Source organism: Dellaglioa algida (assembly GCF_030127605.1).
Taxonomy (GTDB): domain Bacteria; phylum Bacillota; class Bacilli; order Lactobacillales; family Lactobacillaceae; genus Dellaglioa; species Dellaglioa algida.
Map to the genome: position 1 here is coordinate 57,894 of NZ_JANXLE010000008.1, position 16,499 is coordinate 74,392.

Sequence of the window (16,499 nt, forward strand, 5' to 3'; positions counted from 1 at the left end):
GCCTCAATTATTTGTAAACGTTTTCAACTTAGCTTATAAAAAATCCCTCGTATGAACCTATAAACGCTAGATTCATGCGAGGGACTTATATAGACCAATTTAAAATTACTATGTTAATCTGACCACTATTTAAAAATAAAATGTTCGTCCCCAATCATGCATACCCGTGTAATGAAATAACGTTGAATTAAACCCAGATAACGCATAACTACTAAACATAACAATGGCACCAAACCAAATCATGAACAAACTAATCTTAATCCAATTATGACGTATATATTCAAACATTTTATACAATCTCCTTTAATCTTTTTTTCAAAATCCGACCCACTAAGTGCGTTAAACCTGCCACGAATCTAATTAAATATCTGACTGAATACCAAGCCACCGGTGCCATTAGAAATCCAACACCCAACATTGTAACCCCCAGCCCTAATTGCATTAAGCCAATTCGTAACCCTTGTCTCAGACCTACAAGTGGCGACATGAATACACTAAGCATACCAACAATGATTGACGATAAGGATAAGACACTCGTGACTACTGGGATTAGCCACATGACTAGATACCCTATAGCAACTAAAAGTATACTCACCAATTTATGTCGTATTCGTCTTATCATTTTAAGCCGCCGATCCTATTTTTCTTCTTAACAGCTGGCCTATCCAACGCGTTAAATTAACTGAGTATGCGATTAAGTATTTTGCCGTGAATCTTGTCATTACGCCACATAAGAGCCCCACGCCAATCATGACAAATCCCATACCAAATTGCATTAAGCCAATCACAACTCCCTGATTAATCATCACAACTGGTGACAATATCAAACTAACGGCACCACCCAAGACAAACGACGCGAAAAAAATGCCGGCAAGTGCTGGTACCAACCAAATTAAAAGATAACCCGTTGCAATCAAAATAGCAGCCGTTAATGCTAAACTTCCCCATAATGGTGATCCCAATATAAGTAAAACAACAATTAATGCCGTTAACGCTGGTGACCGTTTTTTCTGTCCACCTGGACGCTCAATCAGCGCTAATCTCATGGCAATTTGGTTCGGCGTTTCTAAACTAGTAAAAATACTGGTTTCGGATTCGCCGGCTTCCAACCGATCATCGATTAGTTCATCATAGTAAGCGACCGTATTATCAACATCCATCACTCGATAGAAATTGAGTTCTTCTTCCAACTTTTTAATAAATTTTCTTTTATCCATTAGTTAACCCCTTTTATGTAGTCATAAACCGTCATTACTTGTTGCCAATCATCCAAAAACCCCTGAATATCCGTTAACCCGGTTTCGGTTAAATGGTAGTATTTTCGCAATCGTCCATTATGTTCAACACTGTAACTCTCAATAGCCTCTTGTTTTTCCAAGCGTTTCAAAATAGGATATAGAGTTGAATCTGAGAGATCGATAACTCCTGACGTGTCCTTAATAATTTGATAACCATATGAATCCGACGTTCTTAATGTAGCTAGCACACAATATTCCAGCATACCTTTTTTTAACTGACTATTCATCAACTCACTCCCTTCAAAATATATACTATACGTTACATAGTATAATGTCAAACACCATATTAATTTTCAGACAAAAAAATCCTTTGGAAACTCTCCAAAGGACTTACTAATAGATTATTTATTACGTTTAAAGCTAAGTGTTAAACGTTTAGTTTGCATGAAGTATTGGCAAACACCTGCAAAGACAAGTGGAATGACGATACTTACTAGTACGATAAGCCAAAGATATGGCTGTCCAAAATCAAGTTCATCGATACTTCCCATCCCGCTAAAATCATTATAATAATTCTGCCATCCAGGTAATAAGTTCACAATAACGGGTTGAATATATGCTTCAAATAGTTTTGATACAACCAGCCAAGCGCCTAAAACAACCCACCATATTTTACGTTCAAATAAAGTTACAAAACTACTGATGGCAATAGCACCAGCCATTATGCTCCAAATACCCAAGATAATTACAATGATCATTTTAGGGTCCAATAAATTCGTGGTACCCGAGTAACGACTGTTAAATAAGATTCCCATAATTGGGTAAAAAATAACAAATGTCACCAGTTGGCTACCGAAAAGGCTGACTAACTGCGTGATATAACTCGTTTTTCTAGATATGCCATTTAGAATACCAAAATCAAATGGTTTACGAGCCGTTGTAAATGACAGTATGATTAGGTCCGCCTGCGTTACAATCAACCCACCGGCGGCCAAACTAATGCCCAATGTAGATGATAAAACTGAAAAGTCCGCAAGTTTAATACTCAAAATAATTTCAGTAATAATCATAAATGCTTCTATAATTAAAAATGCAATAATTAAATCACGCCAAATGGCCGTTAATCGATACTTTAACATTGCTTTAAACATTTAACTCACGCTCCTCTTCGGTTAACTTGATAAAACTATCTTGTAAATCACTATGTTTAATCACAATACTGTCAGGAATAATGCGATTGGCAGGAAGGTCGGCGTATATGTAACAAGTGTAGAGTGTACCAATCTGTTCATCGTCCAAAATTTGAAGACCCTGACAGTACAACTGGACTTCCTCTTTGGGTCCACTAATCTGATAACTCTTTGCCAATAAATCCTCGACGTCAGAATCAACAATGATTTTTGCATCTTTTAATATCAAAATATGTGCCACCAAATTAGCAATTTCTTCAACAAGATGTGTTGATAGAACAATCGTCCTCGCCCTATTTTCATAGGCTTTCAAAATATAACGGTACAGCATAACTCGATGATTAGCATCCAACCCCAGAATAGGTTCATCTAGGAAAACATATTCCGCGGGTACACTCAGTGCAACAATCGTTTTAAAAATTGTGCGATACCCCGTTGAAAGTTGTGAGACTTTTTTCTTAGGGTCCAACTTAAATGCGAGTAACATTTCATCCGCTAACGTCTGATCAAAAGTACCCTGTAATAAAGTCGTTTTCTTTATAATATTCTTTAAACTATCTGACTTGTTAAAAAGATTATGTTCTGACATTAAATAAAATTCCTGTACTGGATGATCACGACCCGTTAATTCCTTGTCCTGCCAAACAACCGATCCACTAGAGGCAAAGATATGATTAGCTAAAATGCTCAACAACGTACTCTTCCCCGCACCATTACGGCCTAATAATGCATAAATTGTATTAGGTTTAAGATTCAAATTTAAATCATCCAACACTACTTGATTACCAAATTTCTTCGTTAAATGCTTCGTCTCTAAATTACTCATTATCATAACTCCTCTCAATAAGTGCGATTAGTTCAGCCTTAGTTAACTTTAATTTTTGTGCTTCCTTAATGAACGTTTCAACGTAATGATCATTAAATTCAGCTTGCCGTTTAGTCGTTATCTGATCCTGCGCCATCTTAGTCACAAACATTCCACGTCCTCTTTTCTTTTCAATTAAACCATTCTCTACTAGCTGGTTCATTCCTTTTAAAACTGTCGCTGGATTAATATTAAATTGCCGGGAAATCTCGGTCGTTGACGGCACTTGGCTTTCGGCCGGGAAAACACCCGTAAAGATACCCTCTTCAATTTGTTCAGCTATCTGTCGATATAAAGGCGTTTCATTATCAAATTCAAAAAACAAAATTATCACCACTTTCGTTAGTTGGTTAATTACTTATGTAACTAACTTAGCATTTATTTTTTTAATTTGCAACCTTAATAACTAATTCATTTTTGACAAAAAAAGAGATAAAGCTGTTAGACGGCTTTATCTCTGAGTTAAATTATTTTTTCCACACCATTAAATATTCTTTTTCGTTGTTATCTGTATCCATATCTTCTGACTTAATTATAAACCCTTCTCTTAAATAAAAATGAGTTGCCCGTTCGTTTTTTTGATATACATTTAAACTTAATTCCGATTTTATCTTTTTTGCGTAATCTAATAACTGTTTCCCAATTCCTTTAGACTGCACATCAGATGAAACAAATATGCCGGAAATATAGGTGTCATTCAGACCAACAAATCCTGTAATTACACCATTTTGTTCATATACAATTATTTCCGCGAGCGGCAACATTTTTTTAACCTCATCAAAATGACTTTTCCAATAGTCTTTAGAGATAAAAGCGTGCGCAGTCACGTTTACCTGATACCATAATTGAACAATTTCTTCAATATCATCGTTCGTTGCTTGTCTTATCATTTATTTTTTCTCCCTTTATTACCTAAAATAACGACCGGTCTTTTCCAAATGAATCCTAAATAAATACCTACCGCTAACCAACTTAATAACGTTATATAACCAGAGACTTTTTGAATCAAGGTCTTCTTATACACCACTTGATATACCATTTTCCCAGGTAATATTTTTGCCGCCACAAGCCCATGACTCGCGTACGTCGGAATAGTTTTATTTTTATCCGTCTGAATAACGTACCCTTTATAATAAATTTTCGGGAAAACAACAATAGTTAGTTGGTCAAAATCAAAGGATCCTGAACTCTTTTTTTCACGTAGCGCCTTATAATTGATATCTTTAGGTAGATAATCAAGGCCACCACCAATAGCAGTATTATATTTTTTCGTTACATTCTGGTTCGTCAAAGTTAAATTATTAGCTTTAAAATTATTTGATACAGAAAAATTAAACGTCATCGCCAACATCAGGATTAAAAAAATTAGCGATTTAAAATACTTATGTTGATTCGTTTCTGACATTTTCGCCAGTAATAAACTACCAAATAATGTCGCAAAAATTAGAATCCGCCATTCAAATTGAATATTTGAAAACCATGAGTCTTTAAGCATTGGCCAAATCAATAAGTTAGTTGAACCAACCATAAACAGAATTGTGATTATTAATAAGCGTTTAATGATTGGTAAACTACTTTTATACATGAATAAGCCAACAATCACGGCCAACATTAGAAGCGGTCCAACATTGGGAGAACTATTATTCCAGACGCCTGCCGCATTTGACATTGATCCATAGACTAGTTTAGATAAAGAAAAATCTAGCCCGGTCCCCCATAATGAATGATGTCCCATGAAATTATATTTTTCACTCGCCATTTGTTCTAAAACTGGAAAAACTGTCGCGCTTGCTAATATAATGGCGAATAAATAAGCATCAAATTGTCGTTTAACAAATTCTATTGATTTTTCTTTTTTAATTAATACATATACATTAATCAATCCTATGATATAGACACAGATTAGCGTAGTCATGGGATGGATACTTGTGACTAGCCCTAATCCTAGCGCTAATGTCAGAATACCGTGTTTTTCATTTTTATAGACCTTATAAAATCCTAAAATAACTAACGGTAAAAAGATAAAGGCACCAGCCTCGCCCAAATCCCCACGAATAAACAAATCACCCAATCGATAGGTACTACAAGCATAGACAACTGTTGCCAGCAATGCTGTTCGCCTATTTTTAAAGAAGTGTTGCGCAGCGTAAAAGCCCACAAGTAGTGTCGCAAACGTATACGTCCCAATTAATAAGTAATATGATGCGATAAAGCCTAATCCCAATGAATAGAATAAGACAAATGGTAGTAAACTGTATGACGGATAAAATAAATCAGTAGCATACCCATACCCTTTTGCCATACCATCAAAAATCATGGGATGAAAATCCTTGTTCACCATAACTGAATGGTAATAAGACAGTAACCTATTTTTATGAAACAAAAAATCATCATTAACATTTATTTTATGCTCTAATAAAAATGGCATAACCGTTAGTATTGAGATACCTATAAATAGTAGCACCATTAACATTTTATTTTTGCGTGACATGAGAACCCCTTAATTTTAAGCCCATAGATTTGGATTAATGCTGTATTACAATCTAGTCTTTATAATCATATACCGCACATACACAATTGAATTAATAACAGCAATCAAAGCAGTCGTTATGACAACTACTGAAAATTGATTAAACATCAGGCTTACCAGTAATCCAATAATTGTTGAAATCGTAAAAAAGACAATTACCTGCTTATCTGAGTTCAACTGTTTCTTATTATACGGACTCGTTAAAAATAATCCTAAGTAAAACAAACTTAAACCTAAATATAAACTTAATATCGCAAAATTTTTAGGAATGTGGCTCTCTCCGATAAACTCTAACGAAACAGTCACCAAACTTATCCCAAATAAAATGAAATAATGAACATAAATTAATCGAATACCTGTTTCATCAGAACGATTCTCGTCTATATAATGATCCATTTGCGTGATGTACGTCATAAACAGTGCGCCAACAATCGTAAATATGAGAATCGAATAAAAATTAAACGTTTCAACCGTGAAATATGACGCAATGCCAACGATTGTTTCTCCAAAAGTGATGATTGTTAGTAATGTTAGTCGTTCCAATATATGCGGAAAATTAAGCGCATGGAGCTTTAAAATAGATCCAAAAAGACCCGGTAATACCCAACTAATTGCAATACCAATCAAGGCAACCGGAATACCGAACTTAATTGGTAAAAATGCGCCAATAAAAACTAAAACTGTTCGTGCCGCAGTAATTGTCATCATTAATCTAGAAATTCTTTTATCCGCACTTTTTTTAGAAGTCAGATAGACCGTTCCGTACTGAACGACTAATACGGTGGACAACAGACCCGTTGCGATGGCAAAGGGTTGAAACCAGTCTTGAATATTACCTTTAAACGCATTAGACATATATAACAAAATGGCGACGTCAATCATAAAAAGAATAATATCCGCGATTGAATTCTTCCCATATCGATTAATAAACACACTCTTAATCATCCAGGTATTAATAAAAACAACCATTACTACCGAAAAAATAATAAACGCTTCGGCGACACTCGCCAGATTCCCTTTAAAATGATAAAGTAAATCAGTTGTTTGCGAGATTGCATAGGCAAATACTAAATCATAAAACAATTCTGGTAATTCTACTTTCTTTTTAAATATCTTTTCTGCCATATTAATCTCCCTCAAAAATCGTTTATCCTTATTATAAACGATTAATTAAGTTCAAGCCTTACATTAACATTTATTGATTCTAAAATTAGTCGTTCACCCTGTATCTTTCATGTTTTCTTCAGAATGGTACAATTAAACCAACAAAAGAAAGGTTCGGTGAAAATAATGCCTATTACGGTTAATATTTTATATAGTGGTACTGGCACGAATGCTCAAGACTTCGCCAATGAAATGATGACTACCGGAGTCGTGTCACAGATTAGACAAGAATCCGGAAATTTACGTTATAATTATTTTACAGATATGGAAGATAACCAATCTATCTTGCTAATTGACGAATGGACTGACCAAGCAGCTATTGATAGTCATCACAAAAGTGACATGATGACCACCATCGCAGAACTCCGCATAAAGTATCATCTTAAAATGCAGGTAACTCGCTATGTTAGGGATGAAAAGTAGCCCATCTACGCTACCCTTAAACAAAAATACCGCATAACAATTAGATTTTCGTCTAATCGTTATGCGGTATTTTATTCTCTATATAAAAGGTCTTCCACCTGCAAGCATAAGTCCTAAAACACCTACGCCTATACAACAGATACCCACTGCATAAATCACACTTTTATTTAATTGTTTTCTGTTTTTTCGTGCGAAAGTCATTTCAGTTAATCCGATAAATATTATAGCAACAATCAATTTAATGGCCGTTAGCATTGGATCTCGCTGCCATGCATAGCCCAATAACATAATTCCACTAGCAATAGAAACCAAATACCCCAGTCTCGTAATCATTTGATAAATTTTTGTATTAGAATTTGTAAAAATCGTGAGCGCCACTAAAACTGCTATCACAACCCAAGTAATAAGATGTATCAATAACCAAATCATAGTTAATCTCCCTTTAAATTAATCTTATTATTAGTTTATCATTATTCTTCGTGAAATTAAGGTTTCAAAATTTATGCAAAAAAAATAATCCCTTTGTTAAAGGATTATCAATTTTAGTCTATTCCCACTCAATTGTTGAAGGCGGCTTGCTCGTAATATCATACACGATACGGTTAACGTGTGCGACTTCATTTACGATACGCACTGAGATATTTTGTAGGACATCCCAAGGGATTCTAGCAAAATCGGCAGTCATACCATCAATTGACGTGACGCCACGAATACCAACTGTGTAGTCATAAGTACGACCATCACCCATCACACCAACACTTTTAATGCCCGGTAAGACAGTAAAGTATTGCCATATTTCACGGTCAAGACCAGCTTTTTTAATTTCTTCACGTAAGATTAAATCACTATCTCTCACGATAGTTAATTTTTCTTCAGTAATTTCACCAAGTACACGAATTCCAAGACCAGGACCTGGGAATGGTTGACGCCATACTAATTCATCACTCATACCCATTTTTTCGCCAAGTTCGCGAACTTCATCTTTAAATAATGTACGTAATGGTTCAATTAAACTAAATTGCATATCATCAGGAAGGCCACCAACATTATGATGAGATTTAATCGTTTGAGCAGTTTCTGTCCCAGATTCAATCACATCAGTATAAAGTGTTCCTTGAGCCAAGAAATCAATTCCTTTTAGCTTAGTAGCTTCATCATCAAAGACGCGGATGAATTCATTACCAATTGTTTTACGTTTCGTTTCAGGATCAGAGATTCCCTCTAATTTACCTAAGAAACGTTCTTGTGCATCAACTTTGATAATATTTAATCCAAATTTACCGCCAAGCATTTCCATAACTTGATCAGCTTCATTCTTACGAAGTAAGCCGTGATCAACGAAAATACTTGTTAATTGGTCACCAATTGCTTTGTGTAATAAAACACCAACAACTGAAGAATCAACCCCACCGGATAAACCAAGAAGAACCTTCTTGTCACCAACAGTTTCGCGGATTTTAGCAATTTGTAAGTCAATAAAATCATCCATTGACCAGTTACTTTCAGCTTCACAAACATCAAATGCGAAACGACGTAAAATGTCATCCCCAAATTCAGTATTGCGCACTTCAGTATGGAATTGAAGACCATAGAATTTTTTATCAAGATTTTGGATTGCAGAAATAGGACAGTTAACTGAAGTTGCAACTGATGTGAAACCATCAGGAACTTCTGTTACTAAGTCACCATGACTCATCCAAACAGTTTGTTCAGTTGGTAATCCTTTAAATAAAGTTGCTTCTGGATCTGTAACTTCGATAACGGCTTTACCGTATTCTTTGTTATTCGCATTTTCAACTTTACCACCAGGCATGCAGTATGCCATTAATTGCATACCATAACAAATACCTAAGATAGGAATGCCTAATTCAAAGATTTCAGGATCAATTCTGAATGCATCTTCATCATAAACACTATTTGGGCCACCAGAAAAGATAATACCTTTAGGGGCAATCTCTTTTATTTCGGCCGCACTAATCTTGTGTGATAATAATTCAGAATAAATTCCGAATTCGCGCACACGACGAGTAATTAATTGATTATATTGACTACCAAAATCAAGAACGATAATTTTGTCGAAATCTTGCATGTTAACGTTGGCCAAAAATAGTCACCTCTTCATATTTTTTAATTTCTTATTACGTCTATTCTACTGATTGAAACCCAGTTGGTCAATCGTTTGATTTAATTTTCATGAAAATCTGTGAAAATACGTCTTTTTTCTAATATTTGCGTAAATAAACAGTATTAATTCGATGCTCATCTGTCTTCTCTAAAATAAGATCAGCACGATTTCTAGTGGGTAAGATAAAGGTATTCAAATTCTTTAGATTCACGGTTTTCCAAACATTACGAGCTAGCTTAAATGCCTCATCATGATTACCAATTGCGTAGTCATAATAGTAATTTCCGGGTTTCTGAAAAGAAGTATTCAATAAGACACCGAAACGTTCCAAATACCATTTTTCAATTAAGTCCGCATTAGCATCAACATAAATTGAGTAATCAAAAAAATCACTAACATACAGTTGTTGGTTACTAGGTAATTGTAAAACATTAATCCCTTCGACAATTAAAATATCCGGCTGATCAATAAGTTGAACGGCTCCCGGTACAATATCATAACTATCATGCGAATAAACGGGAGCTTCAGTTTTCAACCCACTCTTAACATCATTCAAAAATAAAATAAGTTTCTCCATATCATAACTTTCTGGAAACCCTTTGCGGTCTAATATATCTCGACGAATAAGCTCTTTATTTGGAAATAAAAACCCATCTGTCGTAATTGACTGTACTTTTTTAGTTGGATATAACGTTGTAAGCAATAGTTGTAACAACCGTGCAGTCGTACTTTTACCGACTGCCACGCTACCCGTGATACCAATTACGAAAGGCCATTTTTTAGCTTTAATTCCCAAAAAGTCAGCTTTTTTTGATTGCAAATCTTGTTTACCCGCCAATGTCATATTCAATAAATGAACCAGGGGCATATAAATTTCCCGCACATCTTGAACCGATATTTTATCGTTGACGGATTGAATTTGATTCAATTCTTGTTGGGACAATGAAACCTGCTCCGCTTTATAGAAGTCTTGCCACTCATCCCTTGGAATTTTATAATAATTCATTTGTTTATCCATTTTAGAAATCCTCTAATAAAAATTACTTACCTTAGCAAATAATTTCTTTCACAGCTTATTTTAAAATATATAATGCTTTTGAAACATGATCAAATAATGGTGACAATTCAGTTTCAGCATAGACATTCAAACGGTGCATTGCTCTTGAGCAAATCGTATAAACCAATTGACGTTCGTCTTCTTCGTGATAATTGGCTTTTGAAGCGCCCCACATCACAACAGCATCAAATTCCAAACCTTTAGCCAAGAAAGCCGGCACAATAATTGTCCCCTCAGCTAAACGTTGGTTTTCCGTTTTAATCAACGTTACAGGCACATCATCAGCCTGCAAACGATTATAAAGCGCCGTACATTCGGCTAATGATTTCGCAATAATAGCTGTCGTCAAATGATCATCTACATTTTTTGCTAATTGATTTTCTAAATCTTGAACCAATTTATCCGAGTTCTTATCCACAGTAATTGTGGGTAAGTCCCCTTGTCGGTTGAACGAGGTAACTGATTCACCATTTATCAACACTTCTTTTGTGAAATCTGTGATTTGTTGTGTTGATCGGTATGATTTCGTTAATTGAACAACCTTTGTTTTATCGGCAGGGAATAAGTGCCCCAATTCTGACAATAGGCTTTTACTATTTTCTTTTGTAAAAATAGCTTGATTCAAATCACCTAGCAAGGTGAACTTAGCTCTTGGGAAGCCTTCCTTCAGAAAGGCTAACTGGAATGCCGTATAATCTTGAATTTCATCAATAAAGACATAACGGACATCTGTTTCCCCATGTTTACCCGTCATTCGATCAAACAGGTAAAGGTATGGTGTTACATCGTGCATCGAAATCTGACGCGTTTTCAATCGCGCGACAACATCAGCAACATCATCTTGCCATTCTTCTAAAGTAACCCCATAATCACTCAAATTAACGTACTTAGGTACATTGTGTAAAAAGTTCACATATTGTGAATTAATGTTCAAAAATCGGTTACGCACGATGGCTTTGTGGACACTTGTGAATTGACGCATGACAAATGTTCGCGTTAAGAAACGCATTTCTTTATCACCACTCGCAAATTCTCGATCTTGATCGCCGTATAAAGCATTTAATTGTTCTTTTGACATATCTTGAATGGCTTTTTCAACCCACTCTAACTTAGCTTCAGCTTCAATTCGACGGTTCAACAATTTAACTAACGACTCGCGCGTTGCTTCCAATCTCGTACGCAAATGGTAATTTTCATTATATTTATAGTAAATTGATTTGATTTTATCTTTTGAAATGAAAATTTCATCATTAAATTTAATATCTCTAAATTTCATATCTGCTTGTTCCAAATGTTCCGAATAAGCCATTGATGCATTAAAGAAAGCGAGACTATTTTTCAACACCTGAATATGCTTCTTGGCAGTCGTATTATCTTCTTCAAATCGCTCTTGTAAGGTTTCAACTTGCATGTTCGGTAAGCGTCTTGATGCATATTGGAAGTAAGTCATTTGAACCATGTTTTGTTCACCAAGTTCTGGCAACACTTGATCGATATAATCATTAAACAGCTGATTAGGTGAGAATAAAACAACTTGGCTAGCCGTTAAGTTACCACGATAACGGTATAACAAGTACGCCACTCGTTGTAAGACTGCTGAGGTTTTACCCGATCCAGCTGCCCCTTGAACAAATAATAATTCCGCTTTAACATCACGAATAATTTGATTTTGTTCTTTTTGAATTGTTGTAACGATACTCTTCATTTTTGTATCCGCAGAATCGTTCAAAACATCTAATAACATTTGATCTCCGACGGCTTCATCAGTATCAAAAATCGTTTCAATCTGTCCATCGTCAATCACGAATTGACGTTTCAATGAAACGTCTACCGTCTGGTCACCGTCTGGCGTTTGGTAAGTGACATCCCCTAGCCCACCATCATAGTAAACGCTTGAAATGGGTGCACGCCAATCGTAGACCATAAAATGTTCAGGACGATCTGCGAATGATCCTAATCCAATATAAATTGTTTCTTTTTTATGATTTCCTTCTTGGATATTCAGTCTAGCAAAATATGGTTTCTTCTCTAATTTCTTTAAAATATCTAAACGTGATGTCGCATTTTTCCAACTTGTCTCACGTTCAGCTAACATTTGTTGTTGTTGACGAACAGACATCGCCGTATCAATCATTCCGGTATACGTTGTCGTATTGATATGAACATCACTCGTAAATTCACCATTGATTGATCGTGCTTCATTTTCTGCGTACTTAATTTCATTTTGGCGTTTAACTTCAGCGTCTTTAATCTTAATAATCACGTCATCAAGATGTGCTTGTTCTTCTATTTTAATTTTATCAGCCACTTCTTAATACCCCACTTTACATGATTTTCTTAGGCTTAATAGTGTATCACTTTTCAATAATCAACTCAAATAAGCTCCCAGTTGACTTTATTTTTTATTTGGCAAGAATTGGTCAACCGTAATACCCACAGCTAATCCAATCAGTGTCGCCACGGCAATTTTGCCCATCATAATACCGGCAACTAATCCAATTAATGTTGTCATTCCTGCAATTAAAGCACGTCTTGTCATATTGACCTCCAAAAATTTAATATATCAAGTATACCAGTATCAAAACCGGTTTGACACCAACGACCCTCAATAGTGAGACAAATCTTAATAAAAGCTAAATATCGGTTAAATTAATAGTCTTTTTTTACGTTTCGGTTTAATATAATTATTAAGAATAAGAGGACTGGAGGACCCGACAATGTTCGAACAAGCTTGGTTTTTATTCACCCATTTCGAAAACTATCTAGAACCCTTGTTTCAAACGTTAGGCAGTTGGAGTTATCTAACTCTTTTTGTCTTAATTTTTGCCGAAACAGGCCTTGTGATCTTTCCTTTTTTACCCGGCGAGACACTACTTTTTTTCACCAGTTCAATTGCCGCCTACTCAACTCAAACTTTAGATATTCGTATCTTAATTCCAATATTTTTTTTCGCGGCACTTATTGGCGATGCCGTTAATTTTGAGATTGGCCGTCACTTAAATAAATTACCGTTCCTTAAAAACAGAATTTCTCCAGAAAAAATGGCATCCGCAAATATTTTTTTTAAAAAACACGGAGCTAAGACTGTTATTTTCGGCCGCTTTGTCCCTTTAATTAGGACGTTTGTACCCCTTATTTCGGGTAGCGCTCGAATGAGTTACCGCCACTTTGGACTATATAACTTTATCGGCGTCACTCTTTGGGTGGCATTAGGAGCCGGTATCGGTTATTATTTTGGCGCACTCCCTTTTGTTAAGGATCACTTCTCGGTCATTTTCATTTCAATTGCTGGAATTGCCCTAATCCCTTCAATCTTAGCCGGATTATTACACTTATTTAAATTTATTACTAATAAAAAAGCACGTTCTTAAAATTTAGAATGTGCTTTTTTGGTCTCATAAATCTTTAGATTAATCGTTTTCTTTAGCGTATAATGGGCCTATCATATAAATTTCAGGAGGTTCACATGTCATTTACAGTCTATCTCGTTCGTCATGGTCAAACAATTTTCAACAAATATAACCGGATGCAAGGGTGGTCCGACTCTCCACTAACAGAAAAGGGCATCAACGATGGTCACGCAACTGGTAAGAAATTAGCAAATATTCACTTTGCTAACGCTTATAGCAGTGACACGACTCGCGCAAACCGTACAGCAAATTATATCTTATCTGAAAATGAAACATCTTCGAATCTAACTGTTAAATCATCCGAATTTCTAAGAGAACAAGGATACGGATACTACGAGGGTGCTGATTCTTCACAAGCTTGGTTTGTTGTTGGCAAACCACATGGTGCGGCTAACTTTACCGAAATTCTACAACAATTTTCAATTGAAGAAGCCCGTGATTTTTTCAAAGAAACAGACCCTTTTCACGATGCAGAAGATGATGCTGATTTCTGGGCACGTCGTGATAAAGGCTTTAATTTATTACGCGAAGATGCTAAAGATGGCGATAACGTTCTTGTTGTCAGCCATGGTACAACTATTCGAAGTATCGTTTCTCGCTTTGCACCCGAAATTGATATCACAATGAGTCCTAAAAACGGTAGTGTAACGAAATTAATTGTTGACGATAATTCTGTTAAAGTTGTTTACTTTAACCATCACGATGACGATAAAATCTAAATTAAAAGGAGTAGCCATTGACTGGCTACTCCTTTTAATTTAGATTGCTTTACGTTGTGCTTTGTAATCGATAACTTCTTTTTCAGATAAGTTACCTAATTCTTGTAGTTTATCTTCAATGATATTTAAAACAACATTACGATCAGCTTCGTTTTCAACAAAATCATACTTGTCACCATCAATAACTAAAAATTCTGAGACGTCATATTCTTTTTCCCAATCTTCATAGTAACGAAGTAATGTTTTATAGTATTCGACCAATGAATGATCCGTTTCAATTTGTTCGTAATCGCGTCCACGTTTTTGAATACGGTTAACCATTGTTTCGTAAGAAACTTTAATCATAATCATCAAATCAGGTGATTTTTTATGTGCCGCATAAGGTAATTCCTCAAGCATATTTTCTAATAAATCTTGATAAATGTCATATTCAACATTTGTCGCATTACCCATTTCCGTATTCATCTTCATGAAAATCGCATCTTCATAGATTGAGCGGTCAAGGACATTGTTATCCTCTTGCATCGCTGCTTTAATCATTCTAAAACGACGATTTAAAAAGAAAGTTTGTAATAAGTAAGCATATGGGTTAGTTGCGTCCTTATCTCCTGCTTCACGTTTTTTTGCAGCAATCTCATTACCCTTGTAGAATAAAGGTAATACGGGGTTATCTGTTACGGGTTCGTAGAAAGCTTCTACCCCAAGTTCTTCAGATAATATTTTTGTCATACTAGATTTTCCTGAACCAATAATACCAGCCAACGTGATCAAAATAATAAACACTCCTTCTTAAATAGTTAATCCAATTTATGTCGTCAAAAATAATCAAATCTAGACTTATAACACCTCATTCGGTATTATCTTACTAGTCAATATTAATAAATAATCTCATATTTTTAATTCTCCGTTTATTTAGTATACATTGGTTTAAATAAAATAAAAGTCTTTTCTTTTTCCAAAATTAATGATTTATAGTAAACTTTTTATTGAAAGCTAGACAGCTCTAAGCACCTTTTTATTTACAAAATAAATATTATTTACCATGAAAGGATTCTTATGTCATTTACTGTTTATATGGTCCGTCATGGCCAGACACTATTCAACTCTTTCCAACGAATGCAAGGTTGGTGCGACTCACCACTTACAGATGCTGGAATTGACAATGCGATTCATTCGGGCAAACTTTTACAAGATAAATCTTTCAACGCAATTTATCGAAGTGACACAATGCGTACAAAAAATACGTTGATTCATCTTTTAAAAGAATCTCATATTCCAGAGAATACTCGTTTAACGCCAATCGAATCAGATCTTTTTCGTGAAGAGTTTTATGGTTTTTTTGAAGGTCAGAATACTGATAAAGTCATGGAAACGGTTGGTCTACCCTATGGTTGTCGAACATTTCTTAATATTCTTGAAAAATATTCAATTGAAGAATCTCGCGATTTTATGAAAAAGGCCGATCCATTTGATCTAGCTGAAGATAATCAAGAATTCTGGGATCGTTATGATAAGGCATTCGATTTTTTACGCGCTCGCCAAAACGATGACGACCAAGTACTTCTCGTTGGTCATGGTACAGCCATTCGAAGTATCGTTTCACGTTATGCGCCAGAGATTGATATTTTAAAAAGTCCCAAAAATGGTAGTATCACTAAATTGATTGTTCATCCCGATACGGTTGAAGTGAGTTATTATGGTAACTTGGGCGAAACGCCAATCTAAGTATCAAAAAAATGCACGTTATTCAGTTTTCATTATCTGAGTAACATGCATTT

20 protein-coding genes are annotated in these 16,499 nt (G+C 35.2%); 4 read left to right on the top strand and 16 right to left on the bottom strand.

Features of this window, described 5'->3' with window-relative positions; all coding sequences use genetic code 11:
* Positions 1-129: 129 nt before the first annotated feature.
* From N0K73_RS07125 to N0K73_RS07170, 10 genes are all read right to left on the bottom strand, one after another.
* Positions 130-288 (bottom strand): hypothetical protein, encoded by a 159-nt coding sequence (locus N0K73_RS07125; RefSeq protein WP_181647450.1) that lies wholly within the window; start codon positions 286-288, stop codon positions 130-132.
* A gap of 1 nt (position 289) precedes the next feature.
* Entirely contained in the window at positions 290-622 is a 333-nt protein-coding gene (locus N0K73_RS07130; RefSeq protein WP_146744990.1) for a hypothetical protein, read from the bottom strand.
* A 1-nt stretch (position 623) separates the two neighbouring features.
* Entirely contained in the window at positions 624-1,217 is a 594-nt protein-coding gene (locus N0K73_RS07135) for a DUF1700 domain-containing protein (protein ID WP_112251389.1), read from the bottom strand.
* On the bottom strand, positions 1,217-1,525 hold the full coding sequence (locus tag N0K73_RS07140) for a PadR family transcriptional regulator (RefSeq protein ID WP_112251387.1): 309 nt from the start codon (positions 1,523-1,525) through the stop codon (positions 1,217-1,219). Before N0K73_RS07140 ends, N0K73_RS07135 begins: the two co-directional genes overlap by 1 nt.
* 114 nt (positions 1,526-1,639) lie before the next feature.
* Positions 1,640-2,389 (bottom strand): hypothetical protein, encoded by a 750-nt coding sequence (locus N0K73_RS07145; protein WP_057974320.1) that lies wholly within the window; start codon positions 2,387-2,389, stop codon positions 1,640-1,642.
* Positions 2,382-3,254 carry an ATP-binding cassette domain-containing protein gene (locus N0K73_RS07150; protein ID WP_112251385.1) on the bottom strand — a complete coding sequence of 291 codons (873 nt, stop codon included), beginning with the start codon at positions 3,252-3,254 and terminating at the stop codon, positions 2,382-2,384. The genes N0K73_RS07145 and N0K73_RS07150 overlap by 8 nt, the downstream gene beginning before the upstream one ends.
* Complete coding sequence (locus tag N0K73_RS07155) at positions 3,247-3,618, bottom strand: GntR family transcriptional regulator (protein WP_057974318.1); 372 nt, start codon at positions 3,616-3,618, stop codon at positions 3,247-3,249. The genes N0K73_RS07150 and N0K73_RS07155 overlap by 8 nt, the downstream gene beginning before the upstream one ends.
* 142 nt (positions 3,619-3,760) lie before the next feature.
* Entirely contained in the window at positions 3,761-4,183 is a 423-nt protein-coding gene (locus N0K73_RS07160; protein ID WP_112251383.1) for a GNAT family N-acetyltransferase, read from the bottom strand.
* Positions 4,180-5,784 (bottom strand): putative glycosyltransferase family protein, encoded by a 1,605-nt coding sequence (locus N0K73_RS07165; protein ID WP_112251381.1) that lies wholly within the window; start codon positions 5,782-5,784, stop codon positions 4,180-4,182. The genes N0K73_RS07160 and N0K73_RS07165 overlap by 4 nt, the downstream gene beginning before the upstream one ends.
* Before the next feature lie 45 nt (positions 5,785-5,829).
* Complete coding sequence (locus tag N0K73_RS07170) at positions 5,830-6,948, bottom strand: low temperature requirement protein A (RefSeq protein WP_112251379.1); 1,119 nt, start codon at positions 6,946-6,948, stop codon at positions 5,830-5,832.
* A gap of 165 nt (positions 6,949-7,113) precedes the next feature.
* Between N0K73_RS07170 and N0K73_RS07175 the strand changes: the two genes are divergently transcribed.
* Positions 7,114-7,410, top strand: a complete 297-nt coding sequence (locus N0K73_RS07175) for a putative quinol monooxygenase (RefSeq protein WP_112251377.1) — start codon at positions 7,114-7,116, stop codon at positions 7,408-7,410.
* 78 nt (positions 7,411-7,488) lie between these two features.
* Here the strand turns inward: N0K73_RS07175 and N0K73_RS07180 are convergent, their stop codons facing one another.
* The 5 genes from N0K73_RS07180 to N0K73_RS07200 form a co-directional block, all read right to left on the bottom strand.
* Positions 7,489-7,839 carry a DUF1516 family protein gene (locus N0K73_RS07180; RefSeq protein WP_057974313.1) on the bottom strand — a complete coding sequence of 117 codons (351 nt, stop codon included), beginning with the start codon at positions 7,837-7,839 and terminating at the stop codon, positions 7,489-7,491.
* A 118-nt stretch (positions 7,840-7,957) separates the two neighbouring features.
* On the bottom strand, positions 7,958-9,499 hold the full coding sequence (guaA, locus tag N0K73_RS07185) for a glutamine-hydrolyzing GMP synthase (protein WP_181647452.1): 1,542 nt from the start codon (positions 9,497-9,499) through the stop codon (positions 7,958-7,960).
* 133 nt (positions 9,500-9,632) lie between these two features.
* Entirely contained in the window at positions 9,633-10,553 is a 921-nt protein-coding gene (gene coaA / locus N0K73_RS07190) for a type I pantothenate kinase (RefSeq protein ID WP_057974311.1), read from the bottom strand.
* Positions 10,554-10,608: 55 nt separating this feature from the next.
* Entirely contained in the window at positions 10,609-12,900 is a 2,292-nt protein-coding gene (gene helD / locus N0K73_RS07195) for an RNA polymerase recycling motor HelD (RefSeq protein WP_112251375.1), read from the bottom strand.
* An 87-nt stretch (positions 12,901-12,987) separates the two neighbouring features.
* Positions 12,988-13,131, bottom strand: a complete 144-nt coding sequence (locus N0K73_RS07200) for a hypothetical protein (protein WP_157051996.1) — start codon at positions 13,129-13,131, stop codon at positions 12,988-12,990.
* Between the two features lie 178 nt (positions 13,132-13,309).
* Here N0K73_RS07200 and N0K73_RS07205 point away from each other — a divergent pair, with 178 nt between their 5' ends.
* Together N0K73_RS07205 and N0K73_RS07210 are read left to right on the top strand one after the other, a co-directional pair.
* Positions 13,310-13,963, top strand: coding sequence for a VTT domain-containing protein (locus N0K73_RS07205; protein ID WP_057974309.1), 654 nt, complete (start codon positions 13,310-13,312; stop codon positions 13,961-13,963).
* A 95-nt stretch (positions 13,964-14,058) separates the two neighbouring features.
* The gene (locus N0K73_RS07210; protein WP_112251373.1) at positions 14,059-14,721 is read left to right on the top strand and encodes a histidine phosphatase family protein; all 663 of its coding nucleotides are present in this window, start codon (positions 14,059-14,061) and stop codon (positions 14,719-14,721) included.
* A 39-nt stretch (positions 14,722-14,760) separates the two neighbouring features.
* On the opposite strand, the gene N0K73_RS07215 is transcribed toward N0K73_RS07210, so the two are convergent.
* Positions 14,761-15,492, bottom strand: a complete 732-nt coding sequence (locus N0K73_RS07215; RefSeq protein ID WP_112251371.1) for a deoxynucleoside kinase — start codon at positions 15,490-15,492, stop codon at positions 14,761-14,763.
* A 285-nt stretch (positions 15,493-15,777) separates the two neighbouring features.
* Here N0K73_RS07215 and N0K73_RS07220 point away from each other — a divergent pair, with 285 nt between their 5' ends.
* Entirely contained in the window at positions 15,778-16,446 is a 669-nt protein-coding gene (locus N0K73_RS07220; protein ID WP_112251369.1) for a histidine phosphatase family protein, read from the top strand.
* Positions 16,447-16,499: the final 53 nt, after the last annotated feature.